We start from the raw sequence: 21,839 nt of genomic DNA on the forward strand, positions 1-21,839 counted from the left end.
CGACTCGAGGCCCTTGCCGCTGTCGCCGGGCACCCCTGGTGAAGCCCGCACCCCGGCCGGATCTCCCGGCCGGGGTGCGGCGCGTCAGAACAGCTCGTCCTGCGCCGCGTCCCGGGCCGCGAGCAGGGCGCCGCGCAGCACCGCCCGGTCGCCGAGCTCGCTGGGCCGGACCTCGGCGCCCAGCGGGGTGAGCGCGGCAAGCCTGCGGTGCACCCGGGCGGCGAGCAGCGCGCCGCCCGCGTGGCCGAGTTCGCCGCCGAGCACGATCAGGCCCGGGTCCAGTACGGAGACCACGGCGGCCGCGCCGATGGCGATCCGCTCGGCCAGCGCGTCGAGGAACGCACCGCTCGCCTCGCGCACCAGGGTCTCGGCGCTGCCCGTCAGACCGTGTGCGGCGGCGAGCCGCACCACCGCTTCGGCGCCCGCGAGCGCGTGGAACCCGCCGTCGCAGTCGGTCGCGGACGGCAGCGCGCCGGTGCCCGGGACCGGCAGGAAGCCGATCTCACCCGCGCCGCCGGACGCCCCCCGGCGCAGCTTCCCGTCCAGGAAGACCGCCGCGCCCACGCCCTGGCCCAGCCAGAACAGCACGAAGTCGCTCTGGCCGCGCGCGGCGCCGAGCCGGTGCTCGGCCGTCGCCGCCAGGTTCACCTCGTTCTCCACCAGGACCGCGGCCGACAGCCGCCGCTGGAGGGCGGGGACCAGCTCCCGGTGCCAGGCGGGCAGGCCCGTGCTGTCGCGCAGCTCGCCCGTCGCCGGGTCGATCAGGCCGGGCGCCCCGATGCCGACGCTGTGCAGCCGCTCGGCGCCCGCCTCCTTCGCGGTGCGCTCCAGGAGCGCCACCGTCCGCTCCACGGCGGGCCCGGTCCCGGCCTCGGCCCCGATCGGGAGGGCGGCCTCGGCGAGGGTCGCGCCGAGCAGATCGGCCACGAGCACGGTGACGCCGTCGGTGCGCACGTCGAGGGCGGCGAGGTGGGCCCGGTCCGCGACGATGCCGTACAGCCGCGCGTTGGGTCCGCGCCGCTCGGCGCCGGACTCCCCCACGACCTCGACGAGTCCCGAGCCCTGGAGCCGTTCGACCAGGTCGGCGACGGTGGGGCGGGACAGTCCGGTGAGCTTCTTGAGCTGACCCGCCGTCAACGGGCCCTCGTCCTGGAGCAGGCGCAGGGCGAGGCGGTCGTTGATGACCCGGGCGGTGCTGGGTGATGCGGGCATGCCGGGAATCCTTCCAGACGACCGAAACCCGATGGACGGCGGAGTATTTATCAGGCAGGGTTCCTGATAGTTTATCGCGCACCGGCATCCAGGGGAGGACCGCGCTGATGGCGACCGAGGCGGACGACGGCGTACGGCAGTTGAGGCGGGCCAGGATCGCGATCGCCGCGGTCTTCTGCGTCCACGGCACGGTCACCGGCAACTTCGCGACCCGGGTCCCGTGGATCCAGGACCACACCGGTGTCTCCACCGGCCAGCTCGGCCTGGCGCTGGCGTTTCCCGCCATCGGCTCGTCGCTGACGATGCCGCTCTCCGGCGCGGTCACCCACCACTTCGGGGCGCGCCGGGCGCTGCGCGGGCTGCTCGCGCTGTGGACCCTCGCCCTCGCGCTCCCGGCGCTGGCGCCGAACCTCTACACGCTCTGCGCGGCGCTCTTCGTGTTCGGGGCGACCGCGGGCATGTCCGACGTGGCGATGAACGCGCTGGGCGTGGAGACCGAGGACCGGCTCGGCCGGTCCATCATGTCCGGGCTGCACGGCATGTGGAGCGCGGGCGCCCTGATCGGCTCGACCGCCGGCACGCTCGCCGCGCACCTCGGCGTCGACGCGCGCGTGCACCACCTGGTCGCGGCGGCCGTCCTCACCGCGCTCGGCGCGCTCGTCTGCGGCGGCGTGCTCGACCTGCGCAGCGCGCCGGACGAGACCCCGCCGCCGCGCTTCGCCAGGCCGCCGAGGGCGGCGCTGGTCATCGGGCTCGTCGCGTTCTGCGCGGTGTTCGCCGAGGGGGCGAGCCTGGACTGGTCGGCGGTGTACCTGCGGGACACCATGGACGCCTCGGCCGGTCTCGCCGCCGCCTCGACCACCGCGTTCACCCTGACCATGGCGGTGGTGCGGATCGCGGGCGACAAGGTCGTGGACCGGTTCGGCGCGGTACGGACGGTCCGCTGCGGGGGCGTGCTGGCGACCGTCGGCGGGCTCGCGGTGGTCCTCGCGCCCGGGCCCGCCGTGGCGATGGGCGGGTTCGCCCTGATCGGCCTGGGGGTCGCGGTCGTGGTGCCGCTGGCCTTCGCGGCGGCCGGGCGCAGCGGCCCCAACCCCAGCCAGGCCATCGCGGGCGTCGCCACCATCACGTACACCTCGGGTCTCATCGCCCCCTCGACCATCGGCGGCATCGCCGATCTGACCTCGCTGATGGTGTCGTTCGGCCTGGTCACGCTGTTGGCGCTGGGGCTGGTGGCGGGGGCGGAGGTGCTGCGTACGGGAGTGCGCGCCCGGACGGCGGGCGGGGGCGCGGCGAAGGCGGCGCCGGTGGGGTCCACCGACGCCGCCCCGTAGCCGACGGCCGAACCGTATGGGGGGCGGTTCGGCCGGGGCGCCTCAGCCCGCGATCGAGTCCAGCTGTTCGGCCGCGGGCCGCAGCGCCCAGAGGTCGCCGGCGGGCGGCGCCTGGAGCTTCGGTACGGCCGCGCGGGCCTTCTTGTCGCCCGCGTCGGCCGCCGCGTGCACCACGTCGCTCGCGGCGTACCGGTAGAACTCCAGCTCCGGGTGCGGCCAGGCGGCCGCGCCGGTCGCGGCGGGCAGCAGATAGTCGACCGCCTTGAACAGGCTCTGCCCCTGCGGCCCCCGGTAGCCCCACAGGTCCACCCCGACCTGCCTGCCGATGGCCGCGAGCCGCGCGTACGCCACCAGGTCGAAGGTCGAGTAGTGCCAGCTGCGGGTGCGGGCGAGCTCCTGGGGCTGGCTGCCGTCGGCGGCGATCTGCGGATCGATCCGCAGCTTCCCGGCGGCCCGGACCGTCTTCGCCGCGAGGGCCTTGTCGCCGGTGGCCAGCGCGAGCGCGGCGATCTGCATGTCCTGGAAGGTGCCGTGGTTGTTCTTGGCCGCCGACTCCTCCTTGCCGAAGGGCGATGTCACCAGCCAGTTCAGGAACTCCTTGTTCCAGTCGAGCATCCGCGCGCGGTCGTCCGCCCGCCAGCCCGGCGCGCCCAGGTCGAGGACGGCGACCGCGTCGAGGACGCTGGTGTACTGCTGCGAGAAGTCGATGATGCCGATCGCCCGGCCGTCGTACTTGCAGGGGATGAACTGCCCGTGGTTCAGGTTGGGGTTCATCCGGGTCGCCGGGTCGAGGAACCAGGTGCGCAGGGCGGTCGAGGCCTGCTCGGCGTACTGCGCCCGGCCGGTGTAGTACCAGGCGAGGCTGAGCGTGGTCACGGAGGTGACGAGCTTGCCGAGGTCGGGGCGGTCGGTGCCGGTGTCGACCTCGGGGTTGCGCTGCCCGTCCTTCTGCACGTACGGGCAGCCCCAGGGGTTGTCGGCGGTCCTCGGCTTCGAGGGCCACCAGTACGGGGCCTGGCTCAGGTAGTCGTGGGGGTCGCCGCCCGGCGCGGGCTTCGGCTTGTCCACGACCGTCCAGGGGCCCTGGCCGAGCCAGCCGTCGGCGGCCGCGGTCAGCTTCGCCACCGCCGTGCGCAGCGCCGGGTCGCCGGCGTCGAGCCGCAGCCGCGCGTCCCGCATGCGCGCGCCGTCGACGACCACGGTGTGCGGGGCCTTCACGGCGGCGGGCTTCGTGGTGGCGGCGCGCGAGGCGGCCGGTACGAGCGCCGACGCGAGCACCGCGGCCGTGGCCAGCAGGGCCACGAGCCCGCTGCGAGATCTTCGGCCGTCCATCAGGGCATCCCCCTCGGTTAGGGTTCACGGGATTTCACATACTTGAACTCTGTTCATGGATAGGGCGGTTGGAGCGTAGGGCCAGCAGTTCCGGGTGACAATGCCTCGCGCAGGATTCACGGATGGGACCTGGGATCACCGGGCCCACTACCATTGCGCTGATTCTTCTCAGCGGATCCTTCTCGGTGGATTCTTCTCAGCACGGAACGAACTGGAGCAAACTCATGGGCCTCGGCGTGCGCTGGACCCTGCACGGTGACGGGCGGACCCCCGCCCCCGGCGCCGTCGTCCGCCCCGACGAGCGGCTGTCCTGGCCGCGGACGATCGGCCTCGGCGCCCAGCACGTGGTGGCCATGTTCGGCGCGTCCTTCGTGGCGCCGGTCCTGATGGGCCTGGACCCCAACCTCGCGATCATGATGTCCGGCGTCGCCACGGTCATCTTCCTGCTCGCCACCAAGGGCCGGGTGCCCAGCTATCTGGGCTGCTCGCTCTCCTTCGTCGGCGTCGCGGCCGCGATCCGGGCCACCGGCGGAACCAGCGCCACCGTCACCGGCGCCGTCTTCGTCGTCGGGATCGTTCTGTTCGCGGCGGGGCTCGCGGTGCAGCGGTTCGGCGCGCGGATCATCCACGCCGCGATGCCGCCCATCGTGACCGGCGCGGTGGTCATGCTGATCGGCTTCAACCTGGCGCCGGTCACCGCGTCCACCTACTGGCCGCAGGACCAGTGGACCGCGCTCCTGGTGATGCTCTTCACCGGGCTCGCCGTGGTCTGTCTGCGCGGCTTCTGGTCCCGGGTCGCGATCTTCCTCGGCCTGCTCTTCGGCTACGGCATCTCCTGGCTCTTCGACCGCGTCTTCGGCAAGATCCACTCGGTTGCGGGCGCGGGCGAGGCCACCGACCACTGGCGGCTCGACCTCTCCGGCGTCGGCCGGGCCGACTGGATCGGCCTGCCCTCCTTCCACGCCCCGCACTTCGAGTGGTCCGCCATCCTGGTCGCCCTGCCGGTCGTGATCGCGCTGATCGCCGAGAACGCCGGACACGTCAAGGCCGTCGGCGAGATGACCGGCGACAATCTCGACGACAAGCTGGGCACCGCGATCGCCGCGGACGGCGCCGCCTCGATGCTCTCCACCGCCGTCGGCGGCCCGCCCAACACCACGTACTCCGAGAACATCGGCGTCATGGCCGCCACCCGCGTCTACTCGACCGCCGCCTACTGGGCCGCCGCCGCCTTCGCGCTGCTCTTCGGCGTCTGCCCCAAGTTCGGCGCGATCGTCGCGGCCATCCCCGGCGGCGTCCTCGGCGGCATCACCGTCATCCTGTACGGCATGATCGGCCTCCTCGGCGCCCAGATCTGGATCAACGCCAAGGTGGACCTGCGCAATCCGCTGAACCTGGTCCCGGCGGCCGCGGGCATCATCATCGGCATCGGCGGCGTCACCCTGAAGTTCACCGACGACTTCCGCCTCAGCGGGATCGCGCTGGGCACCATCGTGGTCATCACCGGCTACCACGTGCTGCGCGCCCTGGCCCCGGCCCATCTGAAGGAGCAGGAGCCGCTGCTCGACGAGGGCACGTCCTCGTACGACGAAGGCAGCGCCGAAGACGCTCAGCGCGCCAAGTCGTAGGCGTAGTCGGGGGTGAAGCTGCCCGCCGCGCCCCGGCAGCCGTCGGACTCGCCGGGGAGCTTCACCCACAGATAGGCGTCGATGCGCGCCTCGCCCGTGTGCGTGGTCGGGGCGTTGCCCAGCGCCCGCCCGGCCGGGTCGCACCACTGTCCGTCCGGCGGCGCGCCCCTGCCGTTGCGGCTGGTGTCGATCACCGCGCCCAGCCGCGCGGGACCGCCCAGCGCCTTGAGCACCCGCCGCGCGTACGCCACCTCGTCGGCGGTGCGGTGGAAGTTGGAGACGTTGGTGAAGACGCCGTCGCCGCTGGTGGCCGCGCCCGCCGCGCGCAGCAGACCCGCCATCTCCTCGGCGTCGCGCCAGCCGGAGTGGCCCGCGTCGAAGTACACCCTGGCCCGGGCGTCGGCGGCGTGGATCGCCCGCCCCGCCCTGGCCAGCGAGGCGAACCGGGCGGCGCGCTCGCTCTCGGAGAGGCAGTCCGACTGGGCGATCGCGTCCGGCTCCAGGACCACGATGACCGGTGAACGCCCGAGCCCCGCAGCGAAGTTCCCGATCCAGGTGTCGTACGCCTCCGGGCTCGGCGCACCGCCCTGGGAGGCGCCGCCGCAGTCCCGGCCAGGAATCGCGTACGGGACGAGCACCGGCACCCGGCCCTGCCCGGCCGCCGCCGAGGTCACCGCCCGCACCTCGCGGGTGATCGCGCCGGGGTCGTACTCGGTGAACCAGACCGCTGTGGGCTGGTCCGCGATCCGCCGCTCGATCAGCGCCCGCCGGGGGTCGTCCGGGTGGGCCCGCACCCAGTCCAGGACCTGCGAGTCGGGCGAGCGGTAGAGCGCGGCGGAGACCGCCGACCGCGACGGCGACGGGGTGGCCGAGGGCCTCGGGGCGGGGGACGGCGTGGCCGGGCGCGGCGTCGCGCGCGTGGCGGACGGCTTAGCGGACGGCGAGGCGGGCACGGCGGGCAGGGTCACCGTGGCGGGCGAGGCGGTCGCCGCGGCCCGGGCCGTGTCGTCACCCCCGCCGCCGAGGGCCGCCACGGCGCCCGAGACCGCGCCGACGGCAGCGACGGCGCAGGCCAGCGCCACCATGGCGGTGCGCCGCACGGCCGAGCGGCGCGCGGCTCTGTCGTCCCGGCGCCTGCGCGCGCGTGACGGCGGTGTTCCCGACACCGTGAACTCCCCTCCCCCGAGGCCCCGATGGCCCCTCGTTCACCCGTTCCGGGGAAGCCCCGGGCCCGGCGACGTCCCGCGGAGCGCGGTGCTGGGACGCTGCCCTCATGGTGCTGATCGAACAGCGGGCAGGTGGAACGGCGCCCTGCGGGGTGTCGGTGGACACCGTAGCGGCGCGGATGCGGGCGCTGCGCGCGAGCCTGCCCCCCAAGGACGGTCTGGCCGTCTTCAACCGGGTCTATCTGGCGGTCACCGAGGAGATCGGCCGGTCCCTCACCCAGGGCGCGTTCGACGACCCTCGGGCCGCGGCGACGCTGGACGTGCTGTTCGCCGGGCGCTATCTGCGGGCCGTCGACGCGGTGGCGGCGGGGCTGCGGCCGCCCGCCTGCTGGCGGCCGCTGTTCCAGTACCGGCGCCACCCGGGCGTCCGCCCGCTCCAGTTCGCGCTCTGCGGCATCAACGCCCACATCGGGCACGACCTGGCGCTCGCCGTCGTCGACAGCTGCCGCGCCCTGGGCTGCGAACCGGAGGGCCTTGAGCGGGACTTCGAACGGGTCGGCGACACGCTGGTGGCGCTGGAGGAGCGGGTGCGCGAGGAGCTGATGCCCGGGCCCGACCTGCTGGAGGTCGCGGACCCGCTCACCCACCTGCTGGCGTCGTGGAGCCTGGAGCGGGCGCGGGACGCGGCCTGGTCGTCGGCCCGGTTGCTGTGGAGGCTGCGGGAACTTCCGGACCTCTCCCGGGAGTTCAGGGAGCGGATGGACGCGGGTGTCGGCCTGGTGGGGCGGTGCCTGCTGACGCCGCACGCAGGTCCTTCTTCCGCACGAGGAGTTCACTCATGGCGATCCGGCTCGGACTCGGCCTTCCGCAGATGAGGCAGTACGACATCGGCCGCGACATCCCCGCGGTCGCGCGCGCGGCCGAGGAGGTGGGCTACGAGAGCCTGTGGGTGTTCGAGCGGGTGATCTTCCCGACGCCGGCGACCCAGGGGCTGTACGGGATACCGGACCTGCCCTGGCCGGACGCGTACCGGTCGGTGGCCGACCCGCTGGTCTCGCTCACCCTCGCGGCGGCGGCCACCGAGCGGGCGCGGCTGGGCACCAGCGTGCTGGTGGCGCCGCTGCACGTGCCGTTCCAGCTGGCCCGCTCGCTCGCCTCGCTGGACGCGGCGAGCGGCGGCCGGGTCCTGGCGGGGATCGGCACGGGCTGGTCCCTCGACGAGTACGCGGCGGCGGCCGTGGCGCCGTTCGAGCGGCGCGGCAAGGTGCTCGACGAGACCCTGGACGTGTTCGCGGCGGTCTGGGGCCCGGACCCGGTCGCGTACGAGGGCGAGCTGACCACCATCGCCCCCTCCGAGGTCGGCCCCAAGCCGGCCCGGCCGATCCCGGTGTACCTCGCGGCGGCGGGCCCGAAGGCGGTGCGGCGGGTGGTGGACCGGGCGGACGGCTGGATGCCGGTGGCGCAGGGCGCGGACCAGCTGGCCGAGGGCTGGTCCGGGCTGCAGGCGCTCGCGGCCGAGCGCGGCCGGGAGCGCCCGATCGAGGTGTGCGTGCGCGTCAACGCGCGCTACACCCCGAAGCCGTACGAGAACGGCGAGCGCCCGCCGTTCGCCGGCAGCGCCGCCCAGATAGTCGAGGACCTGGTGGCCCACGCCCACGAGGGCATAGGCGAGTTCCTGCTCGACCTCCAGGGCTCCGCGCGCGACGCGGAGGAGCTGAAGGACGTGGCGGCGGAGGTGTACGGGCTGGCGCGCGAGGCGGGGCTGTAACCGGAAAGGGGCCCGGGGGCAAAAGCCCCCGAGCCCCTCGCGATCAACAGCCGTCAGTCCTCCGGCAGCTCGACCGGCGCGATCTCGTCGTACAGGTCGCCCGGGCCGGGGTTGGTGGAGTCGGTGGCGCCGCCGAGGTGGTGCATGACGCCCCACACCGCGTTCAGGGCGGTCTGCACCGCGCCCTCGGCCCAGCCCGCCGTCCAGGAGATGTCGTCGCCCGCGAGGAAGATGCCCCGCTTGTCCTCGGGCAGCGAGTCCTGCATGAAGTGCGTGAACAGACGGCGCTGGTAGCGGTAGTGGCCCGGCAGGTTCGCCTTGAACGCGCCCATGAAGTAGGGCTCGTTCTCCCACGACACGGTCACCGGGTTGCCGATGATGTGCTTGCGGATGTCGACCTTCGGGTAGATCTCGCCGAGCGACTTGAGCATGACCTCCATGCGCTCGTTCGCCGACAGCGGGAGCCACTTCAGGCTGTCGTCGCACCAGGTGTAGGAGAGGCAGATGACGGCGGGCTGGTCCGGCCCGTTGTCCAGCAGGTAGGTGCCGCGCGTCATGCGGTCCGTGAGCGTCATCGACATGACGTCCCGGCCCGTCTCCTCGTCCTTGTCCAGCCAGAACGGACGGTCCACCGGAATGAAGAGCTTCGAGCTCTCCATGTAGTGGGTGCGCTCCATCGCCGTCCAGTGGTCGATCGGGAACAGCGAGTCGTCGCACTCGATCTTGGACAGCAGCATCCACGACTGCGCGGTGAAGATCGCCGCGCGGTAGGTGCGGATGTCGCCGGAGGCGTCGGTGACGGTGATGCGGTTGCCGGCCGTGCGGTGCAGCCGGGTCACCGCCGGGCGCGGGGTGCCGTCGTGCAGGGAGGACAGCGAGGTGCCCTGCGCCCAGTGGACGATCTTCTCGGGCTCGCGCTCCCACAGGCGCAGCGGCAGCTGCTGCGAGCCGCCGACGATGCCGCGGTGGTGGTCGTCCGCCTCGGTGTAGACGACGCGCAGGATCTCCAGGATGGAGTTCGGGAAGTCGGTGTCCCAGCCGCCGGTACCGAAGCCGACCTGGCCGAAGATCTCGCGCTTGCGGAAGGACTGGAAGGCCTCGGACTTGCAGAGGTAGCCGTAGAAGGTCTCGTCGTCGAGCTTCTCGACGAGCTTGGCCCAGATCTCGCGGATGCGCGGGACGTCCCGCTCGCGCATCGCGGTGTTCATGTCCGAGAAGTCGGCGCCCTCTTCGAGGCAGGCGTTCCACGCCTCGGCGACGTCGCGGTAGATCTGCGGCAGGTCCGCGATCGTCTCCGCGTAGTGCGTCTCGCCCTTGAGGTCGACGACCGTCGAGGGGGTGGCCTCGGCGAGCGGGTTCGGGAACGGCTCGGTGACCAGGCCGACGAGGTCGATGTAGTGCTGGAGCGCCGTCGAGGAGGGCGGGAAGCGCATCGCGCCCATCTCGGCGGTCAGACCGGCCGTGCCGGGCCCGTCGAACTCGACGGTGCGCAGCCGCCCGCCGATCTGGTCGGCCTCGTACACGACGGGCTTGAGGCCCATCTTCATCAGCTCGTACGCCGAGATGATGCCGGACAGGCCGCCGCCGATGACGGCGACCTCGGTGCCGTGCTCGGTCGCCGGTATCTGGCCGAGCCCGGCCGGGTGGGCCAGGAAGTCGTCGTACGCGTAGGGGAAGTCCGGACCGAACATGGTGATCGGCGGCTGGCCGTCGGTGTGCGGGACGGCGGTGGGCACCGTGGACGTCATGGGGTACGGACTCCTTGCGCGGTACGAAGGGGGGTGGGGGTGGCCGGAAGGTCCGGGTCAGACGAGGGAGGTGTAGAGGCCGGGGCGGCGGTCCCGCAGATACGGGTTCTCGGCGCGCGAGGCGGCCAGGAGTTCGGGGTCGGCGTCGCCGACGACCAGTTCGGCGTCGCGGCCCGCGCGGGCCCGGGCGGTGCCGTCGGGCCCGGCCAGGCAGCTCAGCCCGACGAACTCGAACTCGCCCTCGGGGCCGGTCCGGTTGACGTACGCGATGTACATCTGGTTCTCGAAGGCGCGCACCGGCACCACGGACCGGGCGACGAACTCGGCGGGGTGCATCAGCGCGGTCGGCACCAGGAGGAGGTCGGTGCCGGCCAGCGCGTGCGCCCGGACGTTCTCGGGGAACTCCACGTCGTAGCAGATCACGATCCCCAGCCGAAGCCCGTTCAGCTCGGCCTGGACGACCTGCTGGTCGCCGGGGGTGAACCGCTCCTGCTCGAAGCAGCCGAAGAGGTGGGTCTTGCGGTAGTTCGCCAGGCGCCGCCCGTCGGCGGCGACGAGCTGCGCCGCGTTGTAGACGGTCTCGCCGTCCCGCTCCGGGTAGCCGTAGAGGACCGCGAGCCCGTGGCGCACGGCGATCTCGGCGACGGCCTGCGCCGCGGGGCCGTCGGCGGCCTCGGCGAGCCTCGGCACGTCGTCCCCGATGGCGTAGCCGGTGAGGAACATCTCGGGGCAGACGAGGAGCCCGGCCCCGGTCGCCGCCGCCCGGCCCGCCGCCTCGTCCAGCACCTTCAGGTTCGCGGCCACGTCACCCGGACAGCCGGAGCTCTGAAGCAGGGCGGTGCGCAGCGGCGGCATGGCAGACCTCGGGGGGCGTAAGGGGGTGAGGGGGTCGCATATGACGGTACGTTCCGGGCTTCGGCCCGGACAAGGCGCGACCGTTGCGCGCCGGAGGATGATTCATTGCGCGTCGGTGGCCTTCGGCGGCGATTCGTTGCGTCGCGTTGACGGGGCCCTTACGCCTCGGGGGGTACGCGGGGGCCCACTCCCCCGCCGTACGGCGGAGGCGGTCCCTCCTCGGGTGCGATGCGGGGGACCCCGCCGCGGCGGGAAGCTGAGTGCGCCCGGGGGAACCGGGACACCACGACCGCTTCGGAGGACCCGCCATGAACCGTCCCGCCCTCTCCCGTCCCCGTACCCGCACCCTGGCGCTGGCCGCCACCCTGCTGATCGGGGCGGGCGCCGCCGGGTCGGCGGTGGCCTCCGACAGCGGGGCCGGGCCGGACGCGCCGCGCGAGGCGGCCGCGCTGACGGGCACCGCCAAGCTCTACCGCCCGGCCGGTGACGACATCACTTTCTCCTTCGACGCGCATCTGGCGGCGAAGGACGTCAAGGACCCGGAGAAGGCGTTCGGCACGTTCAGCTTCCGGCACGTCTTCCCGGACGGCCGGACCGGGACGGCCAAGGCGAAGGTCGACTGTCTGATCACCGGCGGCAAGGTCGCGGTGGTGACCGGGATCGTCACCGAGAGCGACACCCCGTTCAAGGGCAAGCGGGTCGGTGTCTCGGTCAACGACCAGGGCTCGCACGACCGGCTGGGCTACAGCTGGATCGGCTCGGAGGACGAGGCGACCAAGAAGCTGCCCAAGTGCATGAGCGCCGCGCCGTTCGAGAAGGTGAAGGCGGGCACGGGCGACTTCCACGTGCTGCCGTGGCAGGTCCCGTACGAGTAAGGGCCGGTCAAGCGGGCGAGCCCGACGAGAACCGCCTCAGCAGGGGGGAGAGCACCAGGACCGACTTGGTGCGCTCCACGTACGGCTCGCCCGCGATCCGTTCGAGGACCCGCTCGAAGTGGCGCATGTCCGAGGCGAAGACCTGGACGATCGCGTCCGCCTCACCGGTGACGGTGGAGGCGGACGCGACCTCGGGGTACCGCTCGAGGCCGCGCTTGATGGCCTCGGGCGAGGTGTTGCGGCGGCAGTAGATCTCGATGAAGCCCTCGGTCTCCCAGCCGAGCGCCGCGGGGTCCACCCGGACGGTGAATCCGGTGATGGCCCCCTCGGCGCGCAGCCGGTCCACGCGCCGCTTCACGGCGGGCGCGGACAGGCCGATCAGCGAGCCGATGTCGGCGTAGGAGCGGCGGGCGTCTTCAGCGAGCGCGTGGACGATGCGCTCGTCGAGGTCATTGAGTCGCACTGCGGGTGGATCACTTCTCTGCGGATGCGGTCTCCGTGGCCGTGGCCAGTCGGGAGCGGCGGATGCCGTATCCGAAGTAGATCACGAGACCGACGGCCATCCAGCCACCGAAATACTGCCAGGTGATCCCCGGCAGGTTCCACATCAGATAGCCGCAGCTGAGGAAGCCGAGCACCGGGATCACCCAGCCGAACGGCACCCGGAAGGTGCGGTGCATCTCGGGGCGGGTGTACCGCAGCACCACCACGGCGACGTTGACCAGGGCGAAGGCGAAGAGCGTACCGATGCTGGTCGCGTTCGCCAGCTCGCCGAGCGGGATCGCGGCCGCGAGCACACCGCAGAACAGCGACACGATGACGGTGTTCACGACCGGCGTCTTGGTGCGCGTGCTGACCTTCGCGAAGGTCTTGGGCACGAGGCCGTCGCGGGACATGGCGAAGAGGATGCGGGTCTGGCCGTACAGCACGGTCAGGACGACACTCGCGATCGCGATCACGGCGCACGCGGCGAGGAGCGTGGCCCAGAAGGACTGACCGGTGACGTCCTTCATGATCCCGGCCAGGGCCGCCTCCGAGCCCTCGAACTCCTTCCAGGGGCGGGCGCCGATCGCGACGACCGCCACGAGGACGTACAGCGCGGTGACGATGACCAGCGAGAGCATGATCGCCCGCGGCAGGTCGCGCTTCGGGTTCTTCGCCTCCTCACCGGCCGTGGAGGCGGCGTCGAAGCCGATGTACGAGAAGAAGAGGGTCGAGGCCGCGCCGCTGACGCCCGCGGTGCCCATCGGCATGAAGTCCGAGTAGTTGCCCGACTTGAAGCCCAGGAAGCCGATCACGCAGAACAGCACCAGCGCGGCCATCTTGACGCACACCATGATCGTGTTGGCCCGGGCCGACTCACGCGCGCCGCCGAGCAGCAGCACCATCGCGAGCACGACCACGATCAGCGCGGGAAGGTTGAAGTACCCGCCGTCGCCCGGCGGTGCGGCGATCGCGTCCGGGATGGTGACGCCTATCGTCCCGTCCAGGAACTCGTTCAGGTACTGGCCCCAGCCGACGGCCACGGCGGCGACCGAGACGCCGTACTCCAGGATCAGGCACCAGCCGCAGATCCAGGCGATGAACTCACCGAGCGTTGCGTAAGCGTACGAGTACGAGGAGCCCGCGACCGGGATGGTGCCGGCCAGTTCGGCGTAGGCGAGGGCCGAGAACAGCGCGGTGAGACCGGCGATGATGAAGGAGATCGTGACGGCCGGACCGGCCTCGGGGACGGCCTCGCCGAGCACGACGAAGATGCCCGTGCCGAGCGTGGCGCCGATGCTGATCATCGTGAGCTGCCACATGCCGAGGGTGCGGCGCAGAGTGCCGCCCTCGCCCTTGCCACCCTCGGCGACCAGCAGTTCTACCGGCTTACGCCGCATCAGCGGGTTGCCGGGCCGCTTCCCCTCGGTGGCCGGTGCTGCTGCGGCGGGGGGCGCTGTGCCGTGGTCCAACACTTCAGTGGGCTCCTTGTCGCTGCCTTCGGAAGCCGACGACCGCGACGGTCCGGCCGTTCCCTTGCGAGGGGGAATCCGGGCATGACTGAGCACACCGTGGCCGGTACCGCCGAGCAGGCGGTCGCCGCCACTCCACGTATGGCGAGAAGAGTAAAGGGTTCCGCTTCCCGCTCGTAATGCAGCAACCTTGCGCATCGGTGAATGATCATTGCGCACAAGGGCGACGGATGGGTGTTTGTTGCGCATCAGCGTTCGATCCGTGCGTGAAGGGCGCTCATCGGTGTCCGTCGGCGGGGTAGGAGTGAGGTCCCGCACGTCCCTCTCCGGAGGGTTCGAAGACGATCGGTGGTGCCTGGGTGAACTGGCTGGATCCGGAGCCGTTTCTGCGCGGAGTCGCCTGGCGGGGCAGGTCGGGGAGGCCGCTGCGCGCCGACCCGGCCCAGCTCGGCCGACTGCCCCTGGACGTCGTCGAACGGGCCGCGCTGCCGGTCGGCGTACGGCTGGAGTTCACCGCCGAGGGCGCGTCGGCGGTCGAGATCCGCTACCGGGCCGAGGTGCCCGCGCCGTCGCGGCCGCTCGCCCCGCTCGCCCACACCTTCGCGCTCTGGACGAGCGAGCGGCAGGTGGCCGAGACGACGGTTCCACCGGCCGGGGAAGCGGTGGTCAGGCTTCAACTGCGGCCCTGCGGAGGCCCGTTCACCGTGCATCCGCCGCAGGCCGTGGCGTCCCGGATCCTGGCCCTGCGCGGCATCGGCGGCGCCCTGCGGCCCGTGCCCGCGGGGCCGCGCTGGCTGGTCCACGGCGACTCCATCACCGAGGGCTGGTGGTCGACGCGCCCCGCCCACGCCTGGCCCGCCGCCGTCGGACGGGCGCTGGGCCTGGACACCGTCAACCTCGGTTACGCGGGGTCCGCGCGCGGCGAACTGGCCACCGCCGAACAGCTCGCGTCCCTGCCCGCCGACGTCCTGACCCTCGCGTTCGGCACCAACTGCTGGTCGGGCGTGCCGAGTTCGGCGCCGCTGCTGTACGAGACGACGCGGGCGTTCCTGGCGCTGGTGCGCCGGGGTCACCCGCGCACCCCGCTCCTGTTGCTCTCCCCGCTGCCGCACCCGGCCGCCGAACGCACCCCGAACGCCCTGGGCGCCACGCTGAGCGCCTTGCGCGCCGCGATGGAGGCCGCGGCCCGGGACCGCGTCACAGACGGCGACAACCACCTCCACGTGCTTCCTGGAGGCGACCTGGTGACTCCCGCGGACCTGGCGGACGGCTTGCACCCGAACGACGAGGGGCACAGGAAGATCGCGGGGGCGGTGGCGGAGGTGCTGCGCCCCCACGTATGACGAAGGCCCCCGCGCAAAGCGCGGGGGCCTTCACCTAAGGGCGCGGGGAACTGCGCGACCAGCCACATACGGCCCGCAGACGACCCCCGGACCTAGCTCCAGCTCGCATGCAGCGGCTTGCCCTCCGCGTAACCCGCCGCGGACTGGATCCCCACGACCGCCTTCTCCTCGAACTCCGCCAGCGAGCTCGCACCCGCGTACGTGCACGAGGACCGCACACCCGCGATGATCGAGTCGATCAGGTCCTCGACGCCCGGCCGGGTCGGGTCGAGGAACATCCGCGACGTCGAGATGCCCTCCTCGAACAGCGCCTTGCGGGCCCGGTCGTACGCCGACTCGTCGCTCGTACGGTTGCGGACGGCACGCGCCGAGGCCATGCCGAACGACTCCTTGTAGAGACGGCCGTCGGCGGTCTGCTGGAGGTCGCCCGGGGACTCGTACGTACCGGCGAACCAGGAGCCGATCATGACGTTGGAGGCACCGGCGGCGAGCGCCATGGCGACGTCGCGCGGGTGGCGCACGCCACCGTCGGCCCACACGTGCTTGCCGAACTTCTTCGCCTCGGCGGCGCACTCCAGGACTGCGGAGAACTGCGGGCGGCCCACGCCCGTCATCATCCGGGTGGTGCACATGGCGCCGGGGCCCACACCGACCTTGATGATGTCGGCGCCGGCCTCGATGAGGTCGCGCACGCCCTCGGCGGCGACGATGTTGCCCGCGACGATCGGGACCTGCGGGTCGAGGCCGCGGACGGCCTTGATCGCGGCGATCATCGACTCCTGGTGGCCGTGCGCGGTGTCCACGACGATCGTGTCGGCGCCGGCGTCGAGGAGCTGCTTGGCCTTGCCCGCCACGTCGCCGTTGATGCCGACGGCGGCGGCGATGCGCAGCTTGCCCCGGGCGTCGGTGGCCGGGCTGTACAGGGTCGCGCGCAGGGCGCCCTTGCGGGTCAGGATGCCGGCCAGGCGGCCGTCCTTGTCCACGGCCGGGGCGTAGCGGCGGTTGGCGTTGTCGAGCTTGTTGAACGCCTCGCGCGGGTCGATGTCCGCGTCGAGCAGCAGCAGGTCCTTGGACATGACCTCGGAGAGCTGCGTGAAGCGGTCGACGCCGGTCAGGTCCTCGTCGGTGACGACGCCGACCGGGCGCTGGTCGCCGTCGACGACGACACCGGCGTTGTGGGCGCGCTTGGGCAGCAGCGCCAGGGCGTCGGCGACGGTCTGCGTCGGGGCGAGGACGATCGGGGTGTCGAGCACGTGGTGACGCGTCTTGACCCAGGTGATGACGTCGGTGACGACCTCGATCGGAATGTCCTGCGGAATGACGACGATGCCGCCGCGGCGCGCCACGGTCTCGGCCATCCGCCGTCCCGCGATGGCCGTCATGTTGGCGACGACGAGCGGGATCGTGGTGCCCGTGCCGTCGGGCGAGGCCAGGTCGACGCCCTGGCGGGAGCCCACCGCGGAGCGGCTGGGGACCATGAACACATCGTCGTACGTCAGGTCGTACGGCGGCTTGATGTCGTTGAGGAAACGCACGTGCAGAACATCCCAGTCGATCGGAGTGACCCCAGGCATTTCAGCCGGGGCTAAACGCACGTACTTCATTGTCCCATGTTCGGATGATTGCGCCGCCCGGGCCGATCATCCAGGGCTCGGGCACCGGCCTGGTGGGATCACACGAACGCGCCGAGCGCGAGCACCACGGCGAGGGTGCCGCCGGCGCCGCCGACCGCCGCCTCGTCGAACACGTCCCGCGCGGTCTCCCACTCGTCGGGGCGGGCCGCCGCGTACCCCTGCCAGCGCCGCACCACGAGGAGGCGGCCGGGCTCGGCCGGGCCCCAGTCGGGGTCGCCGAGGCAGTCGGCGAGGGCGTCCCAGTTGCGGCCGAACCACTCCGGCAGGCGCAGCGCGCGGGCGCAGCGGTCCATGAATCCGGCCTTGTCGGTGACCCCGGCGAGGTCGAGCACGTCGACCTGCCAGCCGGAGGCCCGTACGGCGTCGAACGGGTCGGCCGTCATCGCAGCACCGCCTTGAACGTCTTGTAGTGGTCGCCGGTGTAGTAGACCTCGCCGCTCTGCCCGGTGACCAGGCGCCGGGCGCCGCGGTCGCGCGACTTCGGGGTGGTGACCGTGTACTCGTGGTAGTAGCCGCGCTTCTGCTGCGGCAGGGCCTTCTCGAAGTTCCCGAAGACCGTGCCGTCCTTGGCGTACGGGAACGGGCCGCCCTGGTCGATGAGCTTCAGGGTCTGCTGGGCCTCGGGCGGCAGCTGGGAGGCGCGGACGGTGGCCCTGCCCTTGGCCCAGCCGGGGGTGGCGGCGGCGCTGGAGGCGGTGGCCCCGGACGGCTCCGCGCTCTTCTTCGAGCCGCCGCCGCACCCCGCGAGCAGGAGTGCGAGGCAGGCCAGCAGGACGGCGACGGTCGTTCGGGCGGACCTGGTGAGCATAGGCCGATGCTGCCATCCAGAGCCTGCGGGCGCGAACGCGCCGAGTGACGATGAGGGCATGCTCCTCGCCGATGTGGCCACCACCTCCCGGGAGATCGCGGCGACCTCCTCCCGTACGGAGAAGTCCGCGCTGCTCGCCGCGCTGTTCCGCAAGACGGCGCCGGAGGAGGCCCCGCTGGTGGTCACCTATCTGGCGGGACGGCTGCCGCAGCGCCGCACCGGGCTCGGCTGGAGCACGCTCAAGGACCGCCCGCCGCCCGCCGCGAGCCCCGCCCTGACGGTCCGGGAGGTCGACGCGGCGCTCGACCGGATCTCCGCCCTGGCGGGCAAGGGCGCCGGGAGCGAGCGCAAGCGGCTCGCCGGTGAGCTGATGGCCGCCGCCACCGAGGAGGAGCAGCGCTTCCTCTTCGGCCTGATCACCGGCGAGGTCCGCCAGGGCGCGCTGGACGCGGCTGCCGTGGAGGGGCTCGCCGAGGCGGCCGGAGCCCCGGCGGCGGACGTGCGGCGCGCGGTGATGCTCGGCGGCTCGCTGGGGGCGGTGGCCGAGGCTCTCCTCGGCGGTGGCACCGGGGCGCTGGCCGCCTTCCGGCTGGACGTGGGCCGGCCCGTGCTGCCGATGCTGGCGCAGACCGCCAAGGACGTGGACGAGGCGCTGGACCGGCTCGGCCCGTGCGCGGTGGAGGAGAAGCTCGACGGCATCCGGGTGCAGGTGCACCGCGACGGCGACGAGGTGCGGGTGTTCACCCGTACGCTGGACGAGATCACCGGACGGCTGCCCGAAGTGGTGGCCGCCGCCCGCGAGTTGACGGCTCAGCGGGCGATCCTCGACGGCGAGGTGATCGCACTGGACCGGGAGGGGCGGCCGCGGCAGTTCCAGGACATCGCGGGCCGGGTCGGCTCGCGGCTGGATGTGGCCGGGGCGCAGGACCGGTTGCCGCTGTTTCCGGTCTTTTTCGATCTGCTCGCGGTGGACGGCCGCGACCTGCTCGACCTGTCCGTACGGGAGCGCGGCGCGGAGCTCGTCCGGGTGGCGCCCGAGCCGCGCCGGGTGCGGCGGGTGACAGTGGAGGACCCGGACGATCCCGAACAGCGCGCGGCGGCACGGGAGTTCGCGGCCCTGACGCTGGAGCGCGGCCACGAGGGCGTGGTGGTGAAGGCGCTGGACTCGACCTACAGCGCGGGCCGCAGGGGCGCGTCCTGGCTGAAGGTCAAGCCGGTGCACACCCTCGACCTGGTGGTGCTGGCGGCCGAGTGGGGGCACGGCCGGCGCACCGGCACGCTCTCCAACCTGCACCTCGGCGCCCGCCGCCCGGACGGCTCGTTCGCCATGCTGGGCAAGACCTTCAAGGGGCTCACCGACGCGCTGCTCGCCTGGCAGACCGGACGGCTGCGGGAGCTGGCGGTGGCTGAGGAGCCGTGGGGGGTGCGGGTGCGGCCGGAACTCGTCGTAGAGATCGCCTTCGACGGGGTGCAGAGATCGTCGCGCTACCCGGAGGGGGTGACACTGAGGTTCGCGCGGGTAGTGCGCTACCGCGAGGACAAGAGTGCCTCGGAGGCGGACACGGTCGCCACGGTGAAGGCACTGGGCGGCGGGAGGGACTGAACAAGTGCGGTCGGAGCAGGTGCGGGAGCGGGTACAGCGGGCCCGGCAGGAGGCGGCGCGACTCGTCGCCGAGGGGGTCCGCGTGGTGGCGCTGACCTCGGTGGACAACGCGGGCATCGCGCGCGTGAAGGCGGTGCCCGCGGGCCGCCTCCCGGCGGTCGTGGAGCGCGGGGTCGGCATGTCGCCGTGCTTCGACGCGTTCCTGGTGGACGACTCAGCCACTTCCAGCCGCTTCAGCGGCGGCCCGGACGGCGATCTGCGGCTCTTCCCCGACCTGGACCGGCTCACCGTGCTCGCCGGGCAGCCCGGCTGGGCCTGGGCCCCGGTCGACCGCTACGACCAGCAGGGCGGCGAACACCCGGGCTGCCAGCGGCTGTTCGCCAAGCGGATGGTGCGCCGGGCCGCCGACCGGGGCCTCTCGCTGCGGATGGGCTTCGAGACGGAGTGGACGGTCTCGCCCTCCCTCGAAGGCCCGGCGTACGGAATGGCGCGCGTCGTGGAGCGCTCCGCCTATGTGGGTGATGTGCTCGGCGCACTCCTGGAGCAGGGCGTGGATGTGCTCCAGATCCACCCCGAGTACACCGAGGGCCAGTTCGAGGTGTCGGTGGCACCCACCGATCCGGTGGGCGCGGCGGATCTGGCGGTGCTGGTGCGCGAGACGATCCGCGCGGTGTCGGTACGGCACGGGCTCACTCCGTACTTCGGCCCGGTCGTCACGGCGGGCGGCGTCGGCAACGGCGCCCACCTCCACCTCAGCCTCTGGCAGGACGGCCGCAACCTGTGCGGCGGCGGGGACGGCCGCTTCGCCATGACGGCGGACGGCGAGTCGTTCCTCGCGGGCGTCCTGGCGGCCCTGCCCGCCCTCCTCGCCGTCGGCGCCCCCTCCCCCGCAAGCTACCTCCGCTTGGAACCCTCCCGCTGGGCCGGCGCGTTCCAGTGCTGGGGGCTGGAGAACCGGGAGGCCGCCCTCCGCTTCATCGCCGGCGCCCCCGACGACCCGGACACCGCCAACGCCGAGGTCAAGTGCTTCGACCCGGCCGCCAACCCGTATCTGGCGGTCGGCGCGGTGATCGCGGCGGGTCTGGCGGGCCTGGAGGCCAAGGCGATGCTGCCCGAGCCGGTCACGGGCGACCCGGCGGTGGTCGGCGGCCACCCCCGGCTCCCCGCCTCCCTGCCCGAGGCGCTGCGCCACTTCACCGCCTCCGACATCCTGCGCGAGGCGATGGGCGACCCGCTGTTCGAGGCGTTCGCGGCGGTCCGCCAGGCGGAGGCGGCCCTGTTCGAGGGCAAGTCCGCCCAGGAGATCGCGGACGCGACGCGGGGAAGGTACTGAGGTGGCCGGGCAGGACGCGCACCGGAAGGCAGCCGTGCAGGCACCCCCGGGCACCCTCCTCGACCACCACTGCCATGGCGTGCTGCGCACCGACCCCGACCCGGCGGCCTTCGAGGCGTTCCTGACCGAGGCCGACGGGCCCGCCGCGCCCGGGACCAGCTTCTTCGACACCCAGCTGGGCTTCGCGGTGCGCCGCTGGTGCCCACCGCTGCTCGGTCTGGAGCCGCACTGCACGCCGGAGCGCTATCTGGCCCGGCGCCGCGAACTCGGCGCCCGCGAGGCGACCCGGCTGCTGCTGCGGGGCAGCGGCATCGGCGCGTACGTCATGGACACCGGCCTCCCCGGCGACATCACCGGGCCCGCCGAGCTCGCCGAGCTGAGCGGCGCCCCCGTCCACGAGATCGTGCGCCTGGAGCGGCTGGCCGAGCTCACCGCCGACACGACCGGGGACGCGGACGCGTTCCTGGCGGAGCTGGCGGCGGGGATCCGCACGGCTGCGGCCACGGCGGTGGGCTTCAAGTCGGTGGCCGCGTACCGGTACGGGCTCGACCTCGCCCCCGAGCCGCCCGCGCTCCACGAGGTGCGTGAAGCGGCGGCGAATTGGCTGAAAAAACGGCCGAAGGGCGACCGCCCGAGAGAGAAGGACGACCGCCTGAAGGATCCGGTCCTGCTGCGCCATCTGCTGTGGTCGGCGGTGGCCACCCGGCTCCCGCTCCAGCTGCACACCGGCTTCGGCGACCCGGACCTGCGGCTGCACCGCTGCGACCCGCTGCTCCTGACCGACTTCATCCGGGCCACCCGCCGCTCCGGCACCCCGCTGATCCTGCTGCACGGCTACCCGTACCACCGCAACGCGGCCTACCTCGCCCATGTCTATCCGCACGTGTACGCGGACATGGGCCTCACCCTCAGCCACACGGGCACCCGGGCCGGTGCCGTACTGGCCGAAATGCTGGAACTCACCCCGTTCGGCAAGCTCCTCTTCTCGACGGACGCCTACGGCCTACCAGAGCTGTACGTGGTCGGCGCCCGCCTCTTCAGGGAGGGCCTGGACGAACTGCTGGGGGCGTGGACGGGGTCGGGGGCGTGGTCGCGTAAGGACGCGGAGAGGGTGGCGGAACTCTTGGCGAGCAAGAACGCGGAGCGGGTCTACGGATCCCCTTAGCGTCCACGGATCCCCCTCAGCAATGCGGCGTGCAGCGCCCCCGTCCCCCTAGGGGCGCGGGGAACTGCGCGACCAGCCCC

General features: G+C 72.9%; 19 protein-coding genes. 9 read left to right on the forward strand and 10 right to left on the reverse strand.

Annotated features, from left to right (window positions below):
* Nucleotides 1–84: 84 nt before the first annotated feature.
* A complete protein-coding gene (locus tag IE252_RS12775) occupies nucleotides 85–1,212 on the reverse strand; it encodes an ROK family transcriptional regulator (protein ID WP_190089503.1) in 1,128 nt (375 codons plus the stop codon).
* 107 nt (nucleotides 1,213–1,319) lie between these two features.
* On the opposite strand from IE252_RS12775, the gene IE252_RS12780 reads away from it, so the two are divergent.
* Nucleotides 1,320–2,546, forward strand: coding sequence for an MFS transporter (locus IE252_RS12780; RefSeq protein ID WP_190089504.1), 1,227 nt, complete (start codon nucleotides 1,320–1,322; stop codon nucleotides 2,544–2,546).
* A 42-nt stretch (nucleotides 2,547–2,588) separates the two neighbouring features.
* Here the strand turns inward: IE252_RS12780 and IE252_RS12785 are convergent, their stop codons facing one another.
* Nucleotides 2,589–3,878 carry an alginate lyase family protein gene (locus tag IE252_RS12785; protein WP_190089505.1) on the reverse strand — a complete coding sequence of 430 codons (1,290 nt, stop codon included), beginning with the start codon at nucleotides 3,876–3,878 and terminating at the stop codon, nucleotides 2,589–2,591.
* Nucleotides 3,879–4,102: 224 nt separating this feature from the next.
* Here IE252_RS12785 and IE252_RS12790 point away from each other — a divergent pair, with 224 nt between their 5' ends.
* Entirely contained in the window at nucleotides 4,103–5,506 is a 1,404-nt protein-coding gene (locus tag IE252_RS12790) for a uracil-xanthine permease family protein (protein ID WP_190089506.1), read from the forward strand.
* Here IE252_RS12790 and IE252_RS12795 read toward each other — a convergent pair.
* Nucleotides 5,488–6,591 (reverse strand): glycoside hydrolase family 6 protein, encoded by a 1,104-nt coding sequence (locus IE252_RS12795; protein ID WP_190089805.1) that lies wholly within the window; start codon nucleotides 6,589–6,591, stop codon nucleotides 5,488–5,490. The two genes, IE252_RS12790 and IE252_RS12795, sit on opposite strands and share 19 nt — an antisense overlap.
* A 188-nt stretch (nucleotides 6,592–6,779) precedes the next feature.
* Here IE252_RS12795 and IE252_RS12800 point away from each other — a divergent pair, with 188 nt between their 5' ends.
* On the forward strand, nucleotides 6,780–7,547 hold the full coding sequence (locus IE252_RS12800) for a DUF5995 family protein (protein WP_190089507.1): 768 nt from the start codon (nucleotides 6,780–6,782) through the stop codon (nucleotides 7,545–7,547).
* On the forward strand, nucleotides 7,511–8,440 hold the full coding sequence (locus tag IE252_RS12805; protein WP_190089508.1) for an LLM class F420-dependent oxidoreductase: 930 nt from the start codon (nucleotides 7,511–7,513) through the stop codon (nucleotides 8,438–8,440). The genes IE252_RS12800 and IE252_RS12805 overlap by 37 nt, the downstream gene beginning before the upstream one ends.
* Before the next feature lie 53 nt (nucleotides 8,441–8,493).
* Here the strand turns inward: IE252_RS12805 and IE252_RS12810 are convergent, their stop codons facing one another.
* Entirely contained in the window at nucleotides 8,494–10,188 is a 1,695-nt protein-coding gene (locus IE252_RS12810; RefSeq protein WP_190089509.1) for a flavin monoamine oxidase family protein, read from the reverse strand.
* 57 nt (nucleotides 10,189–10,245) lie between these two features.
* A complete protein-coding gene (locus IE252_RS12815) occupies nucleotides 10,246–11,043 on the reverse strand; it encodes a carbon-nitrogen hydrolase family protein (protein ID WP_190089510.1) in 798 nt (265 codons plus the stop codon).
* 308 nt (nucleotides 11,044–11,351) lie between these two features.
* Between IE252_RS12815 and IE252_RS12820 the strand changes: the two genes are divergently transcribed.
* On the forward strand, nucleotides 11,352–11,918 hold the full coding sequence (locus IE252_RS12820; RefSeq protein WP_190089511.1) for a Repetin: 567 nt from the start codon (nucleotides 11,352–11,354) through the stop codon (nucleotides 11,916–11,918).
* A gap of 7 nt (nucleotides 11,919–11,925) precedes the next feature.
* Here IE252_RS12820 and IE252_RS12825 read toward each other — a convergent pair whose 3' ends face one another.
* Together IE252_RS12825 and IE252_RS12830 are read right to left on the reverse strand one after the other, a co-directional pair.
* Nucleotides 11,926–12,381, reverse strand: coding sequence for an Lrp/AsnC family transcriptional regulator (locus IE252_RS12825; RefSeq protein ID WP_190089512.1), 456 nt, complete (start codon nucleotides 12,379–12,381; stop codon nucleotides 11,926–11,928).
* 10 nt (nucleotides 12,382–12,391) lie between these two features.
* On the reverse strand, nucleotides 12,392–13,876 hold the full coding sequence (locus IE252_RS12830) for an amino acid permease (RefSeq protein WP_373298547.1): 1,485 nt from the start codon (nucleotides 13,874–13,876) through the stop codon (nucleotides 12,392–12,394).
* 356 nt (nucleotides 13,877–14,232) lie between these two features.
* On the opposite strand from IE252_RS12830, the gene IE252_RS12835 reads away from it, so the two are divergent.
* Nucleotides 14,233–15,216: a GDSL-type esterase/lipase family protein gene (locus IE252_RS12835; RefSeq protein ID WP_190089513.1), complete on the forward strand. Its 984-nt coding sequence runs from the start codon at nucleotides 14,233–14,235 to the stop codon at nucleotides 15,214–15,216.
* A gap of 92 nt (nucleotides 15,217–15,308) precedes the next feature.
* Here the strand turns inward: IE252_RS12835 and IE252_RS12840 are convergent, their stop codons facing one another.
* From IE252_RS12840 to IE252_RS12850, 3 genes are all read right to left on the reverse strand, one after another.
* Complete coding sequence (locus tag IE252_RS12840; RefSeq protein WP_229848302.1) at nucleotides 15,309–16,790, reverse strand: GuaB1 family IMP dehydrogenase-related protein; 1,482 nt, start codon at nucleotides 16,788–16,790, stop codon at nucleotides 15,309–15,311.
* Nucleotides 16,791–16,888: 98 nt separating this feature from the next.
* Nucleotides 16,889–17,233, reverse strand: a complete 345-nt coding sequence (locus tag IE252_RS12845) for a barstar family protein (RefSeq protein ID WP_190089515.1) — start codon at nucleotides 17,231–17,233, stop codon at nucleotides 16,889–16,891.
* The gene (locus IE252_RS12850; RefSeq protein ID WP_190089516.1) at nucleotides 17,230–17,658 is read right to left on the reverse strand and encodes a guanyl-specific ribonuclease; all 429 of its coding nucleotides are present in this window, start codon (nucleotides 17,656–17,658) and stop codon (nucleotides 17,230–17,232) included. Before IE252_RS12850 ends, IE252_RS12845 begins: the two co-directional genes overlap by 4 nt.
* Before the next feature lie 58 nt (nucleotides 17,659–17,716).
* On the opposite strand from IE252_RS12850, the gene IE252_RS12855 reads away from it, so the two are divergent.
* The 3 genes from IE252_RS12855 to IE252_RS12865 are packed head-to-tail and all read left to right on the forward strand — an operon-like array spanning nucleotide 17,717 to nucleotide 21,759.
* Complete coding sequence (locus IE252_RS12855; protein WP_190089517.1) at nucleotides 17,717–19,261, forward strand: ATP-dependent DNA ligase; 1,545 nt, start codon at nucleotides 17,717–17,719, stop codon at nucleotides 19,259–19,261.
* A 4-nt stretch (nucleotides 19,262–19,265) separates the two neighbouring features.
* The gene (locus tag IE252_RS12860) at nucleotides 19,266–20,594 is read left to right on the forward strand and encodes a type I glutamate--ammonia ligase (RefSeq protein ID WP_229848304.1); all 1,329 of its coding nucleotides are present in this window, start codon (nucleotides 19,266–19,268) and stop codon (nucleotides 20,592–20,594) included.
* Between the two features lies 1 nt (nucleotide 20,595).
* Nucleotides 20,596–21,759 carry an amidohydrolase family protein gene (locus IE252_RS12865; protein ID WP_229848306.1) on the forward strand — a complete coding sequence of 388 codons (1,164 nt, stop codon included), beginning with the start codon at nucleotides 20,596–20,598 and terminating at the stop codon, nucleotides 21,757–21,759.
* Nucleotides 21,760–21,839: the final 80 nt, after the last annotated feature.

This window comes from Streptomyces melanogenes (assembly GCF_014649795.1).
Lineage (GTDB): Bacteria > Actinomycetota > Actinomycetes > Streptomycetales > Streptomycetaceae > Streptomyces > Streptomyces noboritoensis.